At 60.8% G+C, this 21,116-nt stretch carries 18 protein-coding genes; 5 read left to right on the top strand and 13 right to left on the bottom strand.

The genetic code is table 11. From position 1 onward, the window contains the following. From JH25_RS11365 to JH25_RS11375, 3 genes are all read right to left on the bottom strand, one after another. Entirely contained in the window at positions 1-1,065 is a 1,065-nt protein-coding gene (locus JH25_RS11365) for a putative 2-aminoethylphosphonate ABC transporter ATP-binding protein (RefSeq protein WP_032878888.1), read from the bottom strand. Between the two features lie 247 nt (positions 1,066-1,312). Then, the gene (locus tag JH25_RS11370; protein WP_005792324.1) at positions 1,313-2,176 is read right to left on the bottom strand and encodes a LysR family transcriptional regulator; all 864 of its coding nucleotides are present in this window, start codon (positions 2,174-2,176) and stop codon (positions 1,313-1,315) included. Positions 2,177-2,192: 16 nt separating this feature from the next. Next, positions 2,193-4,499: a heavy metal translocating P-type ATPase gene (locus JH25_RS11375; RefSeq protein ID WP_032878887.1), complete on the bottom strand. Its 2,307-nt coding sequence runs from the start codon at positions 4,497-4,499 to the stop codon at positions 2,193-2,195. A gap of 85 nt (positions 4,500-4,584) precedes the next feature. Between JH25_RS11375 and cadR the strand changes: the two genes are divergently transcribed. Next, on the top strand, positions 4,585-5,025 hold the full coding sequence (cadR, locus tag JH25_RS11380; protein WP_005792326.1) for a Cd(II)/Pb(II)-responsive transcriptional regulator: 441 nt from the start codon (positions 4,585-4,587) through the stop codon (positions 5,023-5,025). Between the two features lie 132 nt (positions 5,026-5,157). Here the strand turns inward: cadR and JH25_RS11385 are convergent, their stop codons facing one another. Further along, on the bottom strand, positions 5,158-5,991 hold the full coding sequence (locus JH25_RS11385; RefSeq protein WP_005792328.1) for a thymidylate synthase: 834 nt from the start codon (positions 5,989-5,991) through the stop codon (positions 5,158-5,160). A 51-nt stretch (positions 5,992-6,042) separates the two neighbouring features. Beyond that, positions 6,043-6,855, bottom strand: a complete 813-nt coding sequence (lgt, locus tag JH25_RS11390) for a prolipoprotein diacylglyceryl transferase (protein ID WP_005792329.1) — start codon at positions 6,853-6,855, stop codon at positions 6,043-6,045. 216 nt (positions 6,856-7,071) lie between these two features. Here lgt and JH25_RS11395 point away from each other — a divergent pair, with 216 nt between their 5' ends. Then, positions 7,072-7,818 carry an NRDE family protein gene (locus JH25_RS11395; protein ID WP_032878885.1) on the top strand — a complete coding sequence of 249 codons (747 nt, stop codon included), beginning with the start codon at positions 7,072-7,074 and terminating at the stop codon, positions 7,816-7,818. Between the two features lie 98 nt (positions 7,819-7,916). Here the strand turns inward: JH25_RS11395 and ptsP are convergent, their stop codons facing one another. Together ptsP and JH25_RS11405 are read right to left on the bottom strand one after the other, a co-directional pair. Beyond that, a complete protein-coding gene (gene ptsP / locus JH25_RS11400) occupies positions 7,917-10,196 on the bottom strand; it encodes a phosphoenolpyruvate--protein phosphotransferase (protein WP_005792331.1) in 2,280 nt (759 codons plus the stop codon). A gap of 22 nt (positions 10,197-10,218) precedes the next feature. Continuing rightward, positions 10,219-10,698, bottom strand: coding sequence for an RNA pyrophosphohydrolase (locus tag JH25_RS11405; protein ID WP_003176750.1), 480 nt, complete (start codon positions 10,696-10,698; stop codon positions 10,219-10,221). A 143-nt stretch (positions 10,699-10,841) separates the two neighbouring features. On the opposite strand from JH25_RS11405, the gene JH25_RS11410 reads away from it, so the two are divergent. Further along, positions 10,842-11,498, top strand: a complete 657-nt coding sequence (locus JH25_RS11410; protein WP_032878883.1) for an HAD family hydrolase — start codon at positions 10,842-10,844, stop codon at positions 11,496-11,498. Positions 11,499-11,592: 94 nt separating this feature from the next. Here JH25_RS11410 and JH25_RS11415 read toward each other — a convergent pair whose 3' ends face one another. Both JH25_RS11415 and ilvA read right to left on the bottom strand, forming a co-directional pair. Then, a complete protein-coding gene (locus tag JH25_RS11415) occupies positions 11,593-12,006 on the bottom strand; it encodes a DUF2269 family protein (protein ID WP_032878879.1) in 414 nt (137 codons plus the stop codon). Between the two features lie 40 nt (positions 12,007-12,046). Then, positions 12,047-13,561 carry a threonine ammonia-lyase, biosynthetic gene (gene ilvA / locus JH25_RS11420; protein ID WP_032878878.1) on the bottom strand — a complete coding sequence of 505 codons (1,515 nt, stop codon included), beginning with the start codon at positions 13,559-13,561 and terminating at the stop codon, positions 12,047-12,049. A 138-nt stretch (positions 13,562-13,699) separates the two neighbouring features. Between ilvA and rpiA the strand changes: the two genes are divergently transcribed. Continuing rightward, positions 13,700-14,371, top strand: a complete 672-nt coding sequence (rpiA, locus tag JH25_RS11425) for a ribose-5-phosphate isomerase RpiA (RefSeq protein WP_032878877.1) — start codon at positions 13,700-13,702, stop codon at positions 14,369-14,371. 317 nt (positions 14,372-14,688) lie between these two features. Further along, a complete protein-coding gene (locus JH25_RS11430; RefSeq protein ID WP_032878875.1) occupies positions 14,689-16,635 on the top strand; it encodes an autotransporter domain-containing protein in 1,947 nt (648 codons plus the stop codon). On the opposite strand, the gene JH25_RS11435 is transcribed toward JH25_RS11430, so the two are convergent. The 4 genes from JH25_RS11435 to JH25_RS11450 form a co-directional block, all read right to left on the bottom strand. Then, entirely contained in the window at positions 16,636-17,544 is a 909-nt protein-coding gene (locus JH25_RS11435; RefSeq protein WP_032878873.1) for an SdiA-regulated domain-containing protein, read from the bottom strand. 121 nt (positions 17,545-17,665) lie between these two features. Then, positions 17,666-18,589 carry an SdiA-regulated domain-containing protein gene (locus tag JH25_RS11440; RefSeq protein ID WP_005792339.1) on the bottom strand — a complete coding sequence of 308 codons (924 nt, stop codon included), beginning with the start codon at positions 18,587-18,589 and terminating at the stop codon, positions 17,666-17,668. A 250-nt stretch (positions 18,590-18,839) separates the two neighbouring features. Continuing rightward, a complete protein-coding gene (locus tag JH25_RS11445) occupies positions 18,840-19,505 on the bottom strand; it encodes a fumarylacetoacetate hydrolase family protein (RefSeq protein ID WP_032878871.1) in 666 nt (221 codons plus the stop codon). 22 nt (positions 19,506-19,527) lie between these two features. Then, entirely contained in the window at positions 19,528-20,922 is a 1,395-nt protein-coding gene (locus JH25_RS11450) for an FAD-binding oxidoreductase (RefSeq protein ID WP_005792341.1), read from the bottom strand. Positions 20,923-21,116: the final 194 nt, after the last annotated feature.

Genomic DNA, 21,116 nt, shown 5'->3' with positions numbered 1-21,116 from the left:
TCAGGCAAACACCTGCAGGCTGCGCGGCGGCAAGGCCACCCAGATGTCCTGGGCGCCCAGGCGCGGCATGGCTTCGGGCGCCAGTTCGGCCAGCAACGGATGGCCCGGCAACTGCTCCAACTCAAAGCTCATGCGGCAGCGGTTGCCGAGGAAAGTAATTTCGCGAACCTTGGCCGGGAACAGGTTCTCTTCATGCACCGTCGGGTTGACGCTGATCGCTTCCGGGCGACAGAACAGGCGGCCGGACCGGGCCACACCCGCATCGTCGGCCAGGCGCATATTCATTCCGCCGACCTGGGCATGGCTGGCGCTGCTACGGTTGAACGGCAACCAGTTGCCCTGGCCAACAAACTCGGCGACAAAGGGTGTGGCCGGGCGGTCGTAGATCTCCTGGGGCGTGGCGTACTGCTCGACCTTACCGTTGTTCATCACGGCAATGCGGTCGGCCATCAACATGGCTTCGTCCTGGTTGTGGGTCACCATCAAGGTGGTAATACCCAGGCGCCGCTGCAATTGGCGCAGCTCGCTGCACAAATGCTCGCGCACACGGGCGTCGAGGGCCGACATCGGTTCATCCAGCAGTAATAACGAAGGGGCCGGCGCCAATGCACGGGCCAGAGCGACGCGCTGCTGCTGGCCGCCGGAGAGTTGGCCGGGGTATTTCTTTTCGCTGCCGACCAAACCGACCAGTTCAAGCATCTGCCCGACGCGCTTGCGCACTTCATCGCGGCCGCTGCCTGTGAGGCCGTAGCCAATGTTTGCTTCAACCGTGAGATTGGGGAACAACGCGTAGGACTGAAACAGGATGCCGTAGTCTCGCGCCTGGGGCGGCAGCAGGGAAACGTCCCGCTCGCCCAGGTAAAGCTCACCGCTATCCTGACGCTCCAGGCCGGCGATGCAGCGCAGCAACGTGGTCTTGCCGCAGCCGGACGGGCCCAGCAGGCACACCAGCTCGCCGGCGGCGACGTCCAGGGACACGTTGTCCAGCGCGGTGAAAGCGCCAAAGCGTTTCTGGATCCCGCGCACCTTCATGGGCGCGCCGGGTTGGGTCAGGGCTGTGTTCATGCAAGGCACCTCATCGAACGGATGAAGGCCATGCTAGGGAGGCAATACGTAGTTGGTGTGGCAGAAAGGCAAAACGGGGTGATAGTGGTATTGGTGGATTTGTGTAGGACTCATGGAGATGAGTTGCCTGGCCTACCGCAATCGGGAGCAAGCCCCCTCCCACAGTTGACCGGGTTCCAACATGAGAATGCGGTCAAAATGTGGGAGGGGGCTTGCTCCCGATTGGCCCTCAAGCCAGCCGCAGAACTTAAATTGGCGACATTTCCTGAGCCAGGCCAAGGAATGCCGCCGGCAGCCGTGCACCTTTACGCTCTTTGAGGCAATACAGATACTCCGGAATCTGCGGCGCATTCTCGATGGTCAGCACACGCAATTGCGGATCATGGGGCACTTCCTGGCGAGCGATGATGCTGATGCCGATATTGCGCAGCACCGCCTCGCGAATCGACTCACGGCTGCCAATCTCCAGCAACGGCCCATACCCCACGCCGCCGCTTTTCAACAGTTCTTCGGTCAGCCTGCGGGTGGTGGAGCCGGCTTCACGCATCAACAGCGTGTGCCCGGCCAGCGCGCTCAACGACACATGCTCAAGCTTGGCCAACGGGTGATTGCGATGTACCGCCAGCACCAGCGGGTCGGTGCCCAGCACGCGGCGGATCAGGCGCGGGTCGTCCAGCAATTGCGAAGAGGCCGCAACGTCGACGCGGTAATCATCCAGCGCTTCGAGTACCTGCTGGGAGTTGCCGATTTCCACCGACACTTCCACGTGCGGCAGGCGTTCACGAAAGGCTTTGACCAGGTCGAGAATGTAATACGGCGCCGTCGCGGCAATCCGCAGCGCGCCCTGGACCTGACCATTGTTGCGCAGGAAAAACTCGATATCCGCTTCCTGCTGCAACAGCGTCTTGACCATCGGCAACAGCCGCGCACCTTCGTCGCTGACCGTCAGGCGACGGCCGCCGCGATAGAACAGCTCAACGCCGTATTGGCTTTCCAGGTTGCGAATCTGAGTGGTCACCGTGGGCTGGCTCAGGCCGAGTTTTTTCGCCGCCTGGGTGATACTGCCCAGGCGGGCGACCATGAAAAACGCCTTTAACTCAGCACTCAGCACACCACCCTCTCATCCTCTATTTGCGCAACAGGCGCAGGCCATTGAACACCACCAGCAAACTCACGCCCATGTCGGCGAAGACCGCCATCCACATGGTCGCCATGCCCATGAAGGTCACGGCCAGGAAAATTGCCTTGATCACCAGCGCCAGGGCGATGTTCTGCTTGAGGATACTCGACGTTTGCCGCGACAGCCGAATGAAAGCCGGAATCTTGCGCAGGTCATCATCCATCAGCGCCACGTCAGCAGTCTCGATAGCCGTGTCAGTGCCCGCCGCTGCCATGGCAAAGCCGATCTCGGCCCGCGCCAGGGCTGGAGCATCGTTGATGCCATCGCCGACCATGCCCACCCGATGGCCTTGGCCGTAGAGGGTTTCGATGGCTTGCAGCTTGTCGGTGGGCAACAGGTCACCCTGGGCCTGGTCGATGCCGACTTGGGTCGCAATCGCCTGGGCGGTGTGGGTGTTGTCGCCGGTAAGCATCAGGGTTTTGATGCCCAGGTCGTGAAGTTGCTGGATGGCTTCGCGGCTACTGTCCTTGACCGTGTCGGCCACGGCGAAAAGCGCCAGGGGGCCGGACTTGTCCAGCAGTAGCACGACGGACTTGCCTTGTTTTTCCAGGGCGAAGAGTTTTTCTTCCAGCGCCTCTGAGCACAGGCCGAGGTCTTCCACCAGGCGGTGGTTGCCCAAGTGATAGGTCTGGCCGTTGATGTCGCCGCGCACACCGCGCCCGGCCAGAGCCTCGAAGTTATCCACAACGTGAAGCGCCAGGTTTTTATCCACAGCTGCGTTGGCGATCGCCAGGGACACCGGGTGGTCGGAACGCCCGGCCAAACTGGCGGCCAGGGCCGGGGCGCTGTCTTCAAGATTCGGGAACAGCGGCAGGTAATCGGTTTGCACCGGTTTGCCGTGGGTGATGGTGCCGGTCTTGTCGAGCGCCAGGTAGTCGAGCTTGTAACCGCCCTCCAGGTACACGCCGCCCTTGATCAGGATGCCTTTGCGCGCTGCGGCGGCCAGGCCGCTGACGATGGTCACCGGTGTGGAGATCACCAAGGCACACGGGCATGCCACCACCAGCAGCACGAGGGCGCGATAGATCCAGTCGAACCACACGCCCGCCATGAACAGCGGCGGAATCACCGCCACGCCCAGGGCAAACAGGAACACCGCCGGGGTGTAGACCTTGGAAAAACTGTCGACAAAGCGCTGGGTCGGCGCCCGTGCGCCTTGGGCCTGTTCCACGGCGTGGATGATTCGCGCCAGGGTCGAGTTGTTGGCCGCCGCAGTGACTTTGTATTCCAGGGAACCGGCCTGGTTGATGGTGCCGGCGAAGACTTTATCGCCGATGGTCTTTTCAATCGGCAGGCTTTCCCCGGTGATCGGTGCCTGATCGATGGTGGATTGACCGGCAGTGACTTCACCGTCCAGGCCGATACGCTCGCCGGGTTTTACTCGAACGATCGCACCAAGCTCAATGCTTTTGACCTCTTGTTCCATCCATGAACCGTCAGCCTGGCGCACGGTGGCCTGCTCCGGGGTCATCTGCATCAAGCCGCTGATGGCATTGCGCGCCCGGTCCAGGGACTTGGCCTCAATCAACTCGGCCACTGTAAACAGGAACATCACCATCGCCGCTTCCGGCCACTGACCAATCAGGATGGCGCCGGTCACCGCGATGCTCATCAGCGCGTTGATGTTCAGGTTGAGGTTTTTCAGGGCAATCCAGCCCTTTTTGTAGGTGGTCAAGCCGCCGCTGAGGATCGACACCAGCGCCACCAGTGCGATCACCCAAGTCGGTGCCACACCGGTGAAGTGCAGCACTTCGGCACCCAGGGCGCCCACGCCCGACACTGCCAATGGCCACCAATGCTTCTTGGCCGGCGGCGCGGCGGTGGGGCTGCCTTCCTCGATAGGGTCGGCCTGCATACCGATGGACTTGATCGCCGCAATGATCGGCGCCGTGCTCGGCAGGTCATGGGTGACACCGAGGATGCGGTTGATCAGGTTGAATTCCAGTTGCTGCACGCCGGCGAGCTTGCCCAGTTTGTTCTGGATCAGCGTCTGCTCGGTGGGGCAGTCCATGGCTTCGATGCGGAAAGTGCTCAGGCGCGAGCCGGCGGTGGGCGCTTCGCTCAGGGTCACCACGGCAGGCCCGGCAGCGCCGGAACAGCAGGAGCCTGAGTGGCCGTGGCTATCCACCGGCGTGAGTTTTGCCGGGGCGTGATCATGTGGGTGATCGTGACCATGATCGTGCGGGTGGTCATGAGCATGGTCATGATCGTGCTTGTGGTCGTGCTTGTGCGGGGTGTGAATGGAGTGGCTCATCAGGTCGCGTCCGTAAAGGTGCCTGTTGCCAAGTAAAGACCCTGTAGCCACTATAGGGTCAAGCACCCATTTGGAGATTGCTGCGATGAAGATCGGCGAACTGGCCAAACTCACCGACTGCCCGGTGGAAACCATCCGTTATTACGAGAAGGAAAGCCTGCTGCCACCGCCTGCGCGCACTGAGGGCAACTACCGGGTCTATACCCAGGCGCACACCGAGCGGCTGATCTTTATCCGCAACTGCCGCAGCCTGGACATGACCCTCGAAGAAATCCGCAGCCTGTTAGGGCTGCGCGACAGCCCCCAGGACCAGTGCGAAAGCGTGAATGCGTTGATCGACGAACATATCCACCACGTGAAAGCGCGGATCGACGGATTGTTGGCCTTGCAGGAACAACTGCTGGACCTGCGCCAACGTTGCGGCGGTGGGAACCAGTGCGGGATCTTGCAGCAGTTGGAAGTCAGCGGCGGGATTGCGGCCAGTGAGGCCGAGCCTTCGCATGTGGGCAGAAGCCACGGCCACTAAACTCAAGCGAACACGCAACCCATGTGGGAGCTGGCTTGCCTGCGATAGCGGTGGGCCCGCGACATTGATGTCGCCTGACACTCCGCTATCGCAGGCAAGCCAGCTCCCACAGTTTTTTACCGCGTTGGGCCGTTAGATAGCCACGTCGGCCTTGATGCTTGGGTCCGCGTCGTAGCCCACGATCTCGAAGTCTTCGAACTTGTAGTCGTAGATCGAAGCAGGCTTGCGCTTGATCACCAGCTCCGGCAGCTTTTTCGGCGTGCGCGCCAACTGGGTCTGGATCTGTTCCATGTGGTTGCTGTAAGCGTGGGTGTCGCCAGTGGTGACAATGATCTCGTGAGGGATCAGGTCGCATTGCTGGGCCAGCATATGGGTCAGCAACGCCAGCGCGGCGGTGTTATACGGCAGCCCCAGGAATACGTCGGAGCTGCGGATATACAGCTGCATCGACAGATGGCCGTCATGCACGAACGCCTGATACAGCAAGTGGCACGGCGGCAGGGCTTGCTTGCCGTTGCGCGCGTTTTCCTGCGGGCTCTGGGTTTCGTCCGGCAGGTACTCGACGTTCCAGCCGTGGAACAGGATGCGGCGGCTGTTGGGGTTGGTCTTGAGCGTGTGCACCATGTAGTCGATCTGGTTGATCGTGCCGCCGTCCTTGGTAGGCCAGGCGGTCCACTGCTCACCATACACCGGGCCCAGGTCACCGTCTTCGGTGGCCCACTCATCCCAGATCTTCACGCCATTTTCGTTGAGCCATTTGATGTTGGTGTTGCCGCTCAACATCCAGATCAGTTCGTTGGCGATGCTTTTGAAGTGCAGTTTCTTGGTAGTCAGCAGCGGGAAGCCGTCGGCCAGGTTATGCCGATACTGACGGGCGAACACGGCCTTGGTGCCGGTGCCGGTGCGGTCGCCCTTGGTCAGGCCATTGGTCACGACGTCGTGCAGCAGTTCGAGATATTGCTTCATGTGAGTACCTGTATCGTTGAAGCCGAGGCGGGCAAACCTCGGCGTTCGAATTTAAAGCGCGGCGTTCTTCAGCGGCTGCGGGCGGTTGTAAGCCCACCACAACATGCCCAGGCCCGCCAGGATCATCGGCAGGCTGAGCACCTGACCCATGGTCAGCCAGCCCCACGCCAGGTAGCCCAACTGCGCATCCGGCACCCGAACGAACTCGACGATAAAGCGGAAAATCCCGTAGAACAGCGCGAACATGCCCGACACGGCCATGGTAGGGCGTGGCTTGCGCGAGAAGAGGTAAAGAATAAGGAACAGCGCCACACCTTCCAACGCGAACTGATACAGCTGCGACGGGTGGCGCGGCAGTTGCGCCGGGTCGCTGAACGGCGGGAACACCATGGCCCACGGCACGTCGGTTGGCTTGCCCCACAACTCGGCGTTGATAAAGTTGCCAATGCGCCCGGCACCCAGGCCGATCGGCACGAACGGCGCCACAAAATCCATCAACTGGAAGAACGACTTGCCGTTGCGGCGCCCGAACCACCAGGCAGCGATCATCACGCCGACAAACCCGCCGTGGAATGCCATGCCGCCCTTCCACACTTCGAAAATCAGCGTCGGGTTGGCGATATACGCAGACAGGTCGTAGAACAGCACATACCCCAGGCGCCCGCCGACGATCACCCCCATCGACATCCAGAACACCATGTCGGAGAGCTTCTCCTTGGTCCAGGTCGGGTCGAAACGGTTCAGGCGCCGGGAAGCCAACAGCCAGGCACCGCCGATGCCGATCAGGTACATCAACCCGTACCAATGGATTTTCAGCGGACCAATGGCCAGGGCCACCGGGTCGATCTGCGGGTAAGGCAGCATTGCGACTCCTCGTTAAAACATTTAGTCATGACGCACCGGACCATGCCGATGTGCGATTAAGCCTGCGTTACAGCGGCGAGATCAAATTAAGAAGTTCACATACACGCCAAATAGCCCGGCATGTTAACGGATGGAAGGTGAACGGCCCAACTTCGTTACGATGGAACGCCTGCACATCTGTGGGTAGAGTGGCAAAAACACAAAAGGGGTCACCCGATGTGCCTGATTGTTTTCGCCTGGCGACCAGGCCATGCCCAACCGCTGATCGTCGCGGCCAACCGCGATGAGTTCTATGCCCGCCCCAGCCTGCCGCTGGCCCAGTGGCTGGATGCGCCGCAGGTCTATGCTGGCCGCGATCAGGAGGCCGGGGGCACTTGGTTGGGTGTAAACGCGGATGGGCGTTTTGCTGCGCTGACCAATATCCGCGACCCGCACCAGCCACCGGCACGCAAGTCGCGGGGCGAGCTGGTGGCGCGCTTTCTAAGTGGATCGCTGCCCATTGATGACTATTTAGCCGACGTTAACAGACGTTCGATTGAATATTCCGGGTTTAACCTGCTGGTGGGTACGCGGGATGAGCTGTGGCATTACAACGCCAATGATACCGAGCCTACGCTGCTGAAGGCTGGGGTTTACGGGTTATCCAATGCCGGGCTGGATACGCCCTGGCCTAAGTTGGTGAAGGCCAAGGCGGCGTTCAGCGCAGTACTGGAGAACCCCAAGCCTAAGGCACTGCTGGGAATTCTCAGCGACCCGCAGACCGCCCCGTTTGCTGAACTGCCGGACACCGGCGTAGGCCTGGCGACCGAAAACCTGCTATCGAGCGTGTTTATCGCCAGCCCCAGTTATGGGACACGGGCCAGCACGGCGCTGATTGTGAATGCCGATGGGACGCGCAGGATGCTGGAGCGTAGCTTTGGCCCACACGGCGGGCGGCTGGGCGAGGTCGAACTGGAAATCTGACGGCGCTTGGACTGACGTCATCGCAGGCAAGCCAGCTCCCACATTTGGAATGCAGTTCCCTGTGGGAGCTGGCTTGCCTGCGATGAAGGCGCCTCGGTCTAGAGGGTTTTCGCCGAGGCCGGGTTGATCATCCGGGTCAGCCCGAGGTTCTTCAGCGCCAACTGCAACGAGCTGTGGATAACTTGCGGGTTGTCGATGGTCATCAACTGCGCGAGCAAATCCTTGGCCATGCCCAGGTCAACCTGGCGCAACATCCACTTCACCTTCGGCAAGTTGGTGGCGTTCATCGACAGGCTGTCAAAGCCCATCGCCATCAGCAACACCGCAGCGGCCGGGTCGCCAGCCATCTCACCGCAGATACTCACCGGCTTGCCTTCGGCATGGGCGTCGCGCACCACGTGTTGCAACGCTTGCAACACCGCCGGGTGCAGGTAGTCGTAGAGGTCGGCCACCCGTGGGTTGTTACGGTCCACCGCCAGCAGGTACTGGGTCAGGTCGTTGGAGCCCACCGAGAGGAAATCCACCTGCCGCGCCAACTCCTTGGCCTGGTATACCGCTGCGGGAATTTCGATCATCACGCCAATCGGCGGCATCGGTACGTCGGCGCCTTCGTCGCGTACTTCGCCCCAGGCGCGGTGGATCAGGTGCAGGGCTTCTTCCAGCTCATGGGTGCCGGAGATCATCGGCAGCAGGATACGCAGGTTGTTCAACCCCTCGCTGGCCTTGAGCATGGCGCGGGTCTGGACGAGGAAGATTTCAGGATGGTCGAGGGTAACGCGAATGCCACGCCAGCCAAGGAAGGGGTTGTCTTCCTTGATGGGGAAATACGACAGTGACTTGTCGCCGCCAATGTCCAGGCTGCGCATCGTCACCGGTAGCGGGTGGAAGGCCTGCAGTTGCTCGCGATAAATCGCCAGCTGCTCCTTCTCGCTCGGAAAACGCTGGTTGATCATGAACGGCACTTCGGTGCGGTACAGCCCCACCCCCTCAGCGCCTCGTTGCTGCGCACGCGCTACATCCGCCAGCAGGCCGGTGTTGACCAGCAGCGGCACGCGGTGGCCGTCGAGGGTGACGCACGGCAGCTCGCGCAACGAATCGAGGCCCTGGGCCAGTTGCTTCTCTTCTTCCACCACTTCGGCGTATTGCTTGCGCAGCACGTCGCTGGGGTTGGTAAATACCTCGCCGCGATGCCCATCGACGATCATGTCGATGCCGTCGACCTTGGAGTACGGCAGGTCCACCAGGCCCATCACCGTCGGGATACCCATGGCCCGGGCCAGGATCGCGACGTGGGAGTTACCCGAGCCCAATACCGAGACCAGGCCCACCAGCTTGCCCTCAGGCACTTCGCCGAGCTGAGTGGCCGTCAGCTCTTCGCTGACCAGGATGGTGTTATCGGGGAAGACCATGTTGGTGCTGCGGTCTTCCTGCAGGTACGCCAGCAGGCGGCGACCCAGGTCGCGCACATCCGAAGCCCGCTCACGCAGGTAGGCGTCGTCCATCATTTCGAAACGGTTGACGTGATCGGTGACCACCTGGCGCAACGCGCCCTGGGCCCACTGGCCGGTCTTGATCACGGTTTTGACTTCGTTACCCAGGGACGCGTCGTCGAGCATCATCTGGTACACGTCGAACAGCGCACGCTCTTCAGGGCGCAGCTGGGTGGCCAGCTTGTTCGACAGGTTGCGCATGTCGGCGCGCACGCCTTCCAGGGCGGTCTTGAACAGTTTGATTTCGGCTTCGATGTCGTGGACGGTCTTGTCCGGCACCACATCGAGGTCGGCCGGCGGCAGCATGACCACCGCCGTACCCACCGCAGCACCCGGCGAACCGGGCACGCCGACGAACTTGGCTTCCTGGATGCCCTTGCCCTGGCGCCCCAGGCCGCGGATCGAGCCGGTGGCTTCGGCGTGGGCGATAACCCCGGCCAACTGCGCGCTCATGGTCACCAGGAAGGCTTCTTCACCTTCATCGAACTGGCGGCGTTCTTTTTGCTGGATGACCAACACGCCGACAACGCGGCGGTGGTGGATGATCGGCGCCCCCAGGAACGAGGCGTAGCGCTCTTCACCGGTTTCGGCGAAGTAGCGATAACGCGGGTGGTCGGCCGCATGTTCGAGGTTCAGGGGTTCTTCACGCGTCCCCACCAGGCCCACCAGACCTTCATTGGGCGCCATGCTGACCTTGCCGATGGAGCGCTTGTTCAAGCCCTCCGTGGCCATCAGCACAAAACGGTTGGTCTCGGGGTCCAGCAGGTAAACCGAGCAGACCTGGCTGCCCATGGCTTCCTTGACGCGCAACACAATAATCCCCAACGCCGCCTTGAGATCCTTGGCGGAGTTAACTTCCTGGACGATCTTGCGCAGCGTATTGAGCATGGCTCGGGGTCGAACTCCGTCGTCAGTCGCGCGCTAAAAGGCGCGGGGCAAGCTCTTTGAGAGCGCGGCGGTAAACCTCGCGCTTGAATGTCACCACCTGGCCCAACGGGTACCAATAGCTGACCCAGCGCCAGCCATCGAACTCCGGTTTACCGGTCAAATCCATCCGCACCCGCTGCTCGTTGGAGATCAGGCGCAAAAGAAACCATTTCTGCTTCTGGCCGATGCACAGCGGTTGGCTGTGGGTACGCACCAGGCGTTGCGGCAAACGATAGCGCAACCAGCCACGGGTACAGGCCAGAATCTGCACATCTTCACGCTCAAGGCCGACTTCTTCGTTCAACTCACGGTACAAGGCGTCTTCAGGGGTTTCGTCGGGGTTTATCCCACCTTGAGGAAACTGCCAGGCATCTTGGTTGATTCGGCGAGCCCATAGCACCTGTCCGGCATCATTCGTAAGAATAATCCCGACATTAGGACGGAAACCATCGGGGTCGATCACGGCAACAACCTCGCAAACGCATGTCGCCGCATTGTTCCACAAAGATTGTTCCAGCGGCAACGAGGCTTCTTACCTTATGTGCACTCTTGTGAAAAGACCGTATTCTGGACGCCTTTTTACAGACTTTTCAGCGAGTAACTGCAATGCGCCTGGCTTTATTCGACTTGGACAACACCCTTCTCGGCGGTGACAGCGATCACGCCTGGGGCGATTACCTGTGTGAGCGTGGGATTCTCGACCCGGTGGCCTACAAGGCCCGCAACGACGAGTTCTACCAGGACTATCTGGCCGGCAAGCTGGATAACGCCGCTTACCTGAACTTCTGCCTGGAAATCCTCGGCCGCACCGAGATGGCCCAACTGGACGAGTGGCACAACGACTATATGCGCGACTGCATCGAGCCGATCGTGCTGCCCAAGGCGGTGGAACTGCTGGCCCAGCACCACGCCGCCGGCGACAAGCTGGTGATCATCACCGCCACCAACCGCTTCGTCACTGCGCCAATTGCCGCACGGCTAGGCGTTGACACCCTGATCGCCACCGAATGCGAGATGGAAAACGGCCGCTACACCGGGCGCAGCACTGATGTGCCGTGCTTTCGAGAAGGCAAAGTGACGCGCTTGAATCGCTGGCTGGAAGAGACTGGGTACAGCCTGGAAGACAGCTACTTCTATAGCGACTCGATGAATGATTTGCCGTTGCTGGAGCAGGTGACGCATCCGGTGGCGGTGGATCCGGATCCGAATTTGCGCGCTGAAGCGCAGAAGCGGGGCTGGCCGGTGATCACTCTGCGCAGCTGATGACGCTATCGCAGGCAAGCCAGCTCCCACATTTGGAATGCATTCCCCTGTGGGAGCTGGCTTGCCTGCGATGAAGGCGACGCGATCTAACGCTTTAAACCGGCTTGGCGCCCATCAGCCCTGCAATCGCCACAAACCCCACCAGGCTGACCACCGCCAGCACCAGGGTAAAATTCAGGCTGCCGCCCTCACCCTTGCGCAGGCGATTAAGGCGCGCCACCAGCCAGAACCACGCCAGCGCCGCCACGGTGTAGAGGATGCTGGAGCCTAAAATCCAGGTTTGCCCCAGGGGCCAGCCGATCAGGTGCACCAGCCACCAACCGGTGAACGGCATACTGACCAGGCAAATGCCCATCAGCAGCCACACGAACGCCCATGGGCGTTGCACGATGACCGCCGGGCCGGCACTGCGTTGACGCCAGGCCAGTACGGCCAGGCCGAGGCCGCTGAGCAGCAGCAACACGGTGGCGGTGATGTGGATAACCTTGAGGGTGGTCAGTGTTTCCATGGTCTCGATTCCTTAAAGGCCGCTCAGTCAGCGTAGTCGCTCAACCGAGGAACAACTGGTAGGCCGGGTTTTCGCTTTCATCCCAGTACGGGTAGCCGATTTCAGCCAGGGCTGCCGGCACCAGGTGGCGCTCGTCCGCCGGCACTTGCAGCCCGGCGACCACACGGCCGTCCGCTGCACCGTGGTTGCGATAGTGGAACATCGAAATGTTCCAGCGCCCGCCCAGCTTGTGCAAGAAGTTGAACAAGGCGCCCGGACGCTCCGGAAATTCGAAGCGAAACACCACCTCATCGCTGACTTTGGCCGCATGGCCGCCCACCATATGGCGAATGTGCAACTTGGCCAGTTCGTTTTCGGTCAGGTCCAGCACGGGGAAACCCTGGCTGGTCAGGCTGGCGATCAGTGCGCTGCGCGGATCGTTTTCCGGGTGGGTCTGCACGCCGACGAAGATGTGCGCTTCGCTGCCAGAGTGGTAGCGGTAATTGAATTCGGTGATCTGGCGCTTGCCCACGGCCTCGCAGAACGCCTTGAAACTGCCCGGCTGCTCGGGGATGGTTACCGCGATGATGGCTTCGCGGCCTTCACCCAGCTCGGCACGCTCGGCCACATGGCGCAGGCGATCGAAGTTGACGTTGGCGCCAGAGTCGATGGCGACAAAGGTCTGGCCGCTGACGCCGCGAGTCTCGACGTACTTCTTGATCCCGGCCACGCCCAACGCGCCTGCCGGCTCGGTGATGGAGCGCGTGTCGTCGTAGATATCCTTGATCGCCGCGCAGATTTCATCGGTGCTGACGGTGATCACTTCATCCACATGATCCTTGCAGATGTCGAAGGTGTGTTGACCGATCTGCGCCACCGCCACGCCATCGGCAAAGATTCCCACGGTCGGCAGCACCACGCGCTCGCCTGCCGCCATGGCGGCTTGCAGGCAGTTGGAGTCGTCCGGCTCGACGCCGATGATCTTGATTTCCGGACGCAGGTATTTCACATACGCCGCAATACCGGCGATCAGCCCGCCGCCGCCCACCGGTACGAAAATCGCGTCCAGCGGCCCCGGGTGCTGGCGCAGGATTTCCATCGCCACGGTGCCCTGCCCGGCAATGGTGTGTGGATCATCGTAAGGGTGAATGTAGACGTAGCCTTTTTCGTCGACCAGCTTGAGCGAATAGGCCAGGGCTTCCGGGAAGGAATCACCGTGCAGCACCACTTTGCCGCCCCGCGAGCGCACGCCTTCGACCTTGATCTCCGGGGTGGTCTTGGGCATCACGATGGTGGCCTTGACCCCCAGAACCTTGGCCGCCAGGGCCAGGCCCTGGGCATGGTTGCCCGCCGATGCCGTGACCACGCCACGGGCGCGTTCTTCGCTGCTCAATTGGGTCAGCTTGTTGTAGGCGCCGCGAATCTTGAACGAGAACACCGGCTGCAAGTCTTCGCGCTTGAGCCAGACCTTGTTGCCCAACCGCTCGGAGAGCTGGCGGGCAGTCTGCAAGGGAGTTTCCACGGCGATGTCATACACGCGCGAGGTGAGGATCTTTTTGACGTAGTCTTCAAGCATCGGCAGGCATCTACTTCACGAGTTGGGCAGGGCCAAGGAGTCTAACCCAGCGTTTGGGCGGGCGACCACACGAATCCGGAGGTTTTGTTGGGTTATACTCGCGCCCCTCGATAACTCCCCGCCCGTTCCGGAGCCCGCATGACCCAGGATCAACTCAAACAGGCAGTGGCCCAGGCCGCCGTCGATTTAATCCTTCCCAAACTCGACGACAAGAGCATCGTCGGTGTCGGCACCGGCTCCACTGCCAACTGCTTTATCGACGCGCTGGCCCAGCACAAGGGCGCGTTCGACGGCGCCGTGGCGAGTTCCGAAGCCACCGCCGCCCGCCTTAAAGGCCATGGCATTCCGGTGTACGAGCTCAACACCGTGAGCGACCTGGAGTTCTACGTGGACGGCGCCGATGAAAGCGACGAACACCTGAACCTGATCAAGGGCGGCGGCGCAGCCCTGACCCGCGAGAAAATCGTCGCGGCCGTGGCCAAGACCTTTATCTGCATCGCCGATGCCAGCAAGCTGGTGCCGGTGCTCGGCGCCTTCCCGCTGCCGGTGGAAGTCATCCCAATGGCTCGCAGCCACGTAGCCCGCGAACTGGTGAAACTGGGCGGCGACCCGGTGTACCGCGAAGGTGTACTGACCGACAACGGCAACATCATCATTGATGTGTTCAATATGCAGATCACCAATCCGGTGGAGCTGGAGACGCAGATCAATGCCATCGTCGGTGTGGTCACCAACGGCCTGTTCGCCGCACGCCCGGCGGATGTGCTGCTGCTGGGCACCCCGGAAGGCGTGAAAACCCTCAAGGCTTAACAACACCACAACTCCAATGTGGGAGGGGCGGTGCGACGATTCGACTTGCTCCCGATAGCAGTGTGTCAGTCAGAATATCTGGTACTGATACACCCAATCGGGAGCAAGCCCCCTCCCACATTTGCAGCACTCCTATCCAAAACCGTGCGCTCGGTCACGGCACGCCAAGTCCCGCCTGGTATCCAATCGGATACAAATTACAGCCACGCGACCCACGCGTTTAACAATGCGTCAATTTGCAGCCGCCCACGGAATGAGGCGCGCATTGTGCAAAGGGTCTGGGCTTTGAACATTCCCATCACCTCAAGGAAGACCTTGTGATAAAGCCCCTAGCCATCGCCATCAGCGTTGCCGGTGCCCTGCTGTCCGCGCAAGCCCAAGCTTACGAGTACGGCCAGCACGCCAACACCACCCTGGAAAAACTGATCAATGACTACCCCGGTCGTTATCGCGGCACGGCCAATTTTGCCGGCGCTGCTGATTGGATGCAGAGCCAGATGGGCGCGGCCTATTCCATCAGCCGCCAGGACTTCACCTGGAGCAGCGGCAGCCGTGCTTCGCAAAACGTGGTGGCCTACGCCGCCGGCACCAAGCCGCAGTACGTGGTGATTGGCGCGCATTTCGACACCTACTTCGGCCGCCCGACCCTGCAAGGCCTGGATGACAATGGCTCCGGTGCCAGCGTGCTGACCGAGGTGGCGAAGAACCTCGGCGGCCTGTCATTGGAAAATGGCCTGCAAATCGTCGGATTCGGCGCGGAAGAAGAAGGTTTGCGCGGCTCCCGGGCCTTTGTTGACTCGCTGAGCGCCAGCCAGCGCGCCAATATGCTTGCGATGATCAATCTCGACAGCCTGATCACCGGCGACATGATGTATGCCCACGCCGGCCAGAACAGCACCGACAACCCGGCCCTGGCGTCATTGCGCGAGCACACGTTTCAGATCGCCAAGGAGTTGAATATCCCGCTATTCACCAACCCCGGCCTGGACCCGCAATACCCCAAAGGCACAGGCTGCTGCAGTGATGGTGAACCTTTCGAGCCGCTGAATATCCCGATCCTTTATGTAGAAGCCACCAACTGGGAACTGGGCGATCTGGACGGTTATACCCAGACCGACAACCCGAAAATCCCAGGCGGCTCGACCTGGCACGACCCGAGCGAAGACAACAAAGGCGTACTCACCGACGCCTTCGGCCAGGCGCGCATCGACCAGCGCCTGCGTGACTATTCACGCTTGCTCAGCCGCCTGGTGCTGGAACTGACCAACGCCGACCTGATGGCCTCGACGGCGTCCGGCGGTGCCGTCGCACGCAACATGCAGGACAACCTGCAACGTCAGCATCAAGCCATGGTGCGCCTGCACGATCGCCGCTGGCTGACCCTGCAGGCGGCCAGCCGCGAGGTGGGCAGCTTTGATGGCGAGATCGGCGTGGACGGCGAATATAGCCCGGACAGCGGTTTCGACACGGCCCCCAACCCCGAAGCCCGACGCCTGGGCCTGCACGCCCTTGGCGATTATCAGCTGACCCCAAGCCTGAATATCGGTGCCAGCCTGAGCTACCTCAACGGGCGCGACAAACTGGAGCATCGCGGCAAACTGGACAGCGACACCTGGCAGGCAGCCGTGTACGCGCTGCTCAATGATGGCGGGCCAAGCTGGCTGGCCGGTGACCTGAGCATCGGCCACACGCGTTTCGATTCCAAACGCAACCTGATCATCCAGGCCAATGGCGGGCCGATCCTGCTCAATCAGCAACTGACGGGCGAGACTGATGCCCTGGCGTTGGGCGCGCGGGTGCTGGGCGGCTACGACTTTGACTTCGGTGCGCTCAAGAGCGGGCCTTTCGCCGGCCTGGACTACAGCCACTACCGCATCGACACGTTCCACGAAAAACAGAACCTGCGCACCGCCCTGCAGTATGAAGAGCAGTCTTTCGACTCCCTGCAAGCCAGCCTCGGCTGGCGCGTGCGTGGCGCTGTCGCCCTGCCCTACAGCCTGAGCCTGATGCCGTATGCAGACATCGCCTGGGTCAAGGAAATGGCCGATGGCCGCTTGGATGACCTGCAACTGACAGCCCGCGCCGATGGCCAGGCGCGCACCGCTCGGCTCGGCTCAGCAGACAAGAGCTTTGGTCGCGCACAAATCGGCAGCCAATTGGCGATCACCCCGCAGTTGGGGGTGTATGCCGAGGTCAATGGCCGCCTGGGTCATGCCGAAGGCAGCCAGACCGGCTATACGCTGGGCGTGCAATGGATGTTCTGATCAGGTTTTTTTGAACACGTAAAACAGGTTCGGCTCGCTGACCATATACAGCGTGCCCTCGTCATCCATGGCAATCCCTTCAGCCTGAGGCACGCGCTTGCTCAGGCCATGGCGCCCTTTAAGCAACGACAAACTGCTTAAGGGGCGACCGTCGATGTCCAGCTCCAAAACCAGGAACGATTCATCCGACAGCGCCAGCAGATGGCCGCTGCGCTCGTCGTATTGCAGGCTCGACAGGTCGCGCACAAACAGTCCGGCATCGCGCTTGGGGTTGTTGATCACGTGCACCGAGTAGGTTTTTTCCGCCTTGAAATGCGGGAAGCCATGCACTTCATAGATCAGCATCGGGTCGCGCTCCTTGGCGACGAACAGACGCTTGCCCACCGAATCATAGGCCAGGCCCTCGAACCCCTTGTTGCTGCCGATATGTACGCCGAGGGTCATCTGCTCCGCGTCGGCGGCGTCGAGGAAGGTTGTGTCGTCGTCCACATGCACCTTGATCAGCCGCTGCTGGCGCTCATCGCTGATGACGTAAATGTTGTCACTGATAAACTCCACAGCCTCTGCATCGCCAAACCCCACCAGTGGAATGCGTCGCAGGATCTTGCCCTCCAGGGACAGCTCCACCAGCTCGGCGTTTTTATTGGTGACGGTAAACAGGCTTTTGCGCACCGGATCGTAAGTGAGGGCCGAGACATCATCGTCGAGCCCTTCGATCACCTGGCCTTCCAGGGTCACGCGGTAATCTGCCAGGCCAATGGCGCGCTCATCGGCAGGCTGGCGCCACACCTGCCAGTTGAACCAGGCACGCTCGAACAGACGAAACTGCTGCGCAACGACCCCGGCGGCAACCAGGGCAAGCAACAGCAAGATGAAAACAGCAGGTTTGGGGCGGGCAAGTCGACGCATCGGGGCGGGCTCAGTGAAAAAACTGGCGAATAGATATCAAGGTCGCCTGAATTTAAACTTAAACGCGCCGAACTGTCTGGCGAATGCCGTTTATAAAGAAAAGTCTGACGTAATTCGTCAGTTATTTCTGCTTTTCAAAACGATAGAACAAGTTGGGTTCACTGACCATGTACAGGTTGCCGCTCTCATCCAGGGTCACCCCTTCGGCGCGCGGGATGGTGTCTTTCAGGCCGTTGAAGCCACCGAGCAAGGTCATGAAGCTGACTTGCTCGCCTGTTTCGTCCAGTTCCAGCAACAGGTGGGAATCGGCCGACAGCACCAGCAAGTGCCCAGTGCGCGGGTCAATGGACAAGGCCGAAAGGTTGCGCACATCCAGTTCGGTGCTGGCCAGCTTTTGCTTGTCGCCGGTCAGCGTGTTGCCATCGCTCTTCCACGTGAACAAGGCCGGCGGCCGCTCTTCGCCCAGTACAAGCTGCTGATTGCGCTTGTCCCACGCGATCGCTTCAAAGGCTTTGTTCTGGTCTTTGGAGGGGCCCAGGTCATGGCTTGGGAAATCAGCTTTGTTCAGCGCCGTGGTGCCGGCGTCCACCTTTACCACGGTCACGGTGTGATCGCGTTCATCTACCACGGCCATCGAGCCGTTTTCCATCACCGTCACGCCCTCAGGATTGTTCCAGCCATTGAGCGGCATCTTGCGCAATACGTCGCCTTGCAGGCTCAGCTCCACGAGAAACGGGTTTTTGCCCATCACGGAAAACAGTGTTTTGGTCTGGGGGTTGTAGGACAGGTCGGAAGCCTCATCCTTCTCCATACCGGGCAGCAGCTTGGCGTCGATGACCGCCTGATAGTCCGGGAGCCAAACACTCTCCTGGCGTTCAACCGGGCTCTCGAAGCGCTCCAGCACCCACAGCACACCGCGATCGTCCCAGTGCATGGCCCAGGCCACGCCATACAGAATGGCACCGGCCAAAAATACCCAGGAATACCAGCGCATGGACAAGCGCGAGCGAAGCGAGGTTTTCGAAGTGGGTAGAGGCACGGCCATTGAGCGCTTTTCCGGAAAGTCAGCTGTATGGGATAGCACAGGATTCAACGACCTGCGCGCAAGAGGCTGGGATTATCCGGATGGCGTGTGAAAAAAATGCAAAAGCCCATACTTGGGATATACACAAAACCAATGTGGGAGGGGCGGTGCGACGATTCGACTTGCTCCCGATTGCGGTCTGTCTGCCAGCTTATTTGTAGCTGACCCACCGCTATCGGGAGCAAGCCCCCTCCCACAGTCTGGCCGTTACTTAGCGCACGACGCTTTCGAAACGGTTCACACCCGCCAGCTCCAACACCAGTTCATCCCCCACATTCAATGGGCCAACACCCGCCGGGGTGCCGGTGAGAATCACATCACCCGCCTGCAGGGAGAAGCAGCCAGCCATGTGCTGGATCATCGGTACGATCGGGTTGAGCATCTGCGCGCTGTTGCCATCCTGGCGCACTTCGCCGTTGATGGTCAGGCGTATGCCGATGTCGGTCACGTCCGCAAAGGTACTGCTGACCACGAAAGGGGCAAGCACCGCCGCGCCGTCGAAGCACTTGGCGATTTCCCACGGCAGGCCCTTGGATTTCAGCTCGGCCTGTTTGTCGCGCAGGGTCAGGTCCAGCGCCGGGGCGAAGCCGGAGATGGCGTCGAGAACTTCTTCGCGGTTTGGCTTGTTCGACAACGGCTTGCCGATCAACACCGCGATTTCCACCTCGTAATGCACCGAACCGCGCTCGGTGGGAATCGCAAAACCACCTTCCAACGGCACCACGCAGCTACCGGGCTTGATGAACAGCAAAGGCTCGGTGGGCACCGGGTTATCCAGCTCCTTGGCGTGTTCGACGTAGTTACGCCCGATGCACACCAGTTTGCCCACAGGGAAGTGGATGTTGGTGCCGTCGACATACTTGTGCTGGTAGCTCATGGAACGACTCCTTCAGGTGCGGTTAAACCGCGAAGATTTTGCCAGGGTTCATGATCCCGTTAGGGTCGAACACGGCCTTCACAGCCTTCATGTACTCGATTTCAACCGGCGAGCGGCTGTAGGTCAGGTAATCACGCTTGGTCATGCCCACGCCGTGTTCGGCGGAAATCGAGCCGTTGTACTTGGCGACGGTTTCGAACACCCACTTGTTCACAGTGGCACACTTGGCGAAGAACTCGTCCTTGCTCAGGTTTTCGGGCTTGAGGATGTTCAAGTGCAGGTTACCGTCACCGATATGACCGAACCAGACGATTTCGAAATCCGGGTAGTGTTCACCGACGATCGCATCAATTTCGCTCAAGAATGCCGGCACTTTGGAGACGGTGACCGAAATATCGTTCTTGTACGGTGTCCAGTGGGAGATGGTCTCGGAGATGTACTCGCGCAGCTTCCACAGGTTGTGCAACTGGGTTTCACTCTGGCTCATCACGCCGTCCAGTACCCAGCCCTGCTCGACGCAATGCTCGAACGTTTCCAGCGCATGGTTGGCGACTTCCTCAGTGGTGGCTTCGAATTCCAGCAGCGCGTAGAACGGGCACTCGGTTTCGAATGGCGCCGGCACATCGCCACGGCCGAGGACTTTGGCCAGGGCCTTGTCGGAGAAAAATTCGAAGGCGGTCAGGTCCAGCTTGCTCTGGAACGCGTGCAGCACCGGCATGATCGAGTCGAAGTCGGTGGTGCCGAGTACCATGGCGGTGAGGTTTTTCGGGGCACGGTCCAGGCGCATGGTGGCTTCGACCACAAACCCCAGGGTGCCCTCAGCGCCGATAAACAGCTGGCGCATGTCGTAGCCGGTGGCGTTTTTGATCAGGTCGCGGTTCAGTTCCAGCACATCGCCCTTGCCGGTAACGACTTTCATGCCGGCCACCCAATTGCGGGTCATGCCGTAGCGAATCACCTTGATCCCGCCGGCATTGGTGCCGATATTACCGCCAATCTGGCTGGAACCGGACGAGGCAAAATCCACCGGATAGTACAGGCCGTTTTCTTCAGCGACGTTCTGCAATTGCTTGGTGACCACGCCCGGCTGGCACACGGCGGTGCGATCGGTGAGGTTCACGTCGAGGATCTGGTTCATATAGTCGAACGACACCACCACTTCGCCATTGGCCGCGACTGCCGCTGCCGACAGGCCGGTGCGCCCACCGGACGGCACCAGTGCTACCTTGTGCTCGTTGGCCCAACGGACGATGGCCTGCACCTGCTCGGTGGTCTTGGGAAACACGATAGCGCTGGGCGCGGGGGCGAAGTGCTTGGTCCAATCCTTGCCGTAAGCCTCCAGGGAGTCGGCATCGGTCAGCACTTTGCCGGGCTCAACCAGGGTCTTTAGCTCATCAATCAGGGCAGGATGGGTCATCGACAGAACTCTCGAACAATTCATGGTCATCCTGAGAACGCTTCACGTCGCAGGAATAGGTGTTTAGCGGGGTGCGTATGCTAGCATACCGCCCCCGCAGGACAGACCCAAAGGGCGTTTCTGCGGTGACGGCTTTCCTGCCGTCCGGGTCAGCTTGCGCTGCTCGACTCCCTGCCAATTTTCTCCGGGATACA

Source organism: Pseudomonas sp. BRG-100 (assembly GCF_000737955.1).
GTDB classification, from domain to species: domain Bacteria; phylum Pseudomonadota; class Gammaproteobacteria; order Pseudomonadales; family Pseudomonadaceae; genus Aquipseudomonas; species Aquipseudomonas synxantha_A.
The sequence above is the reverse complement of the archived record's forward strand: the minus strand, read 5'-3'. Positions and strand labels throughout refer to the sequence as shown.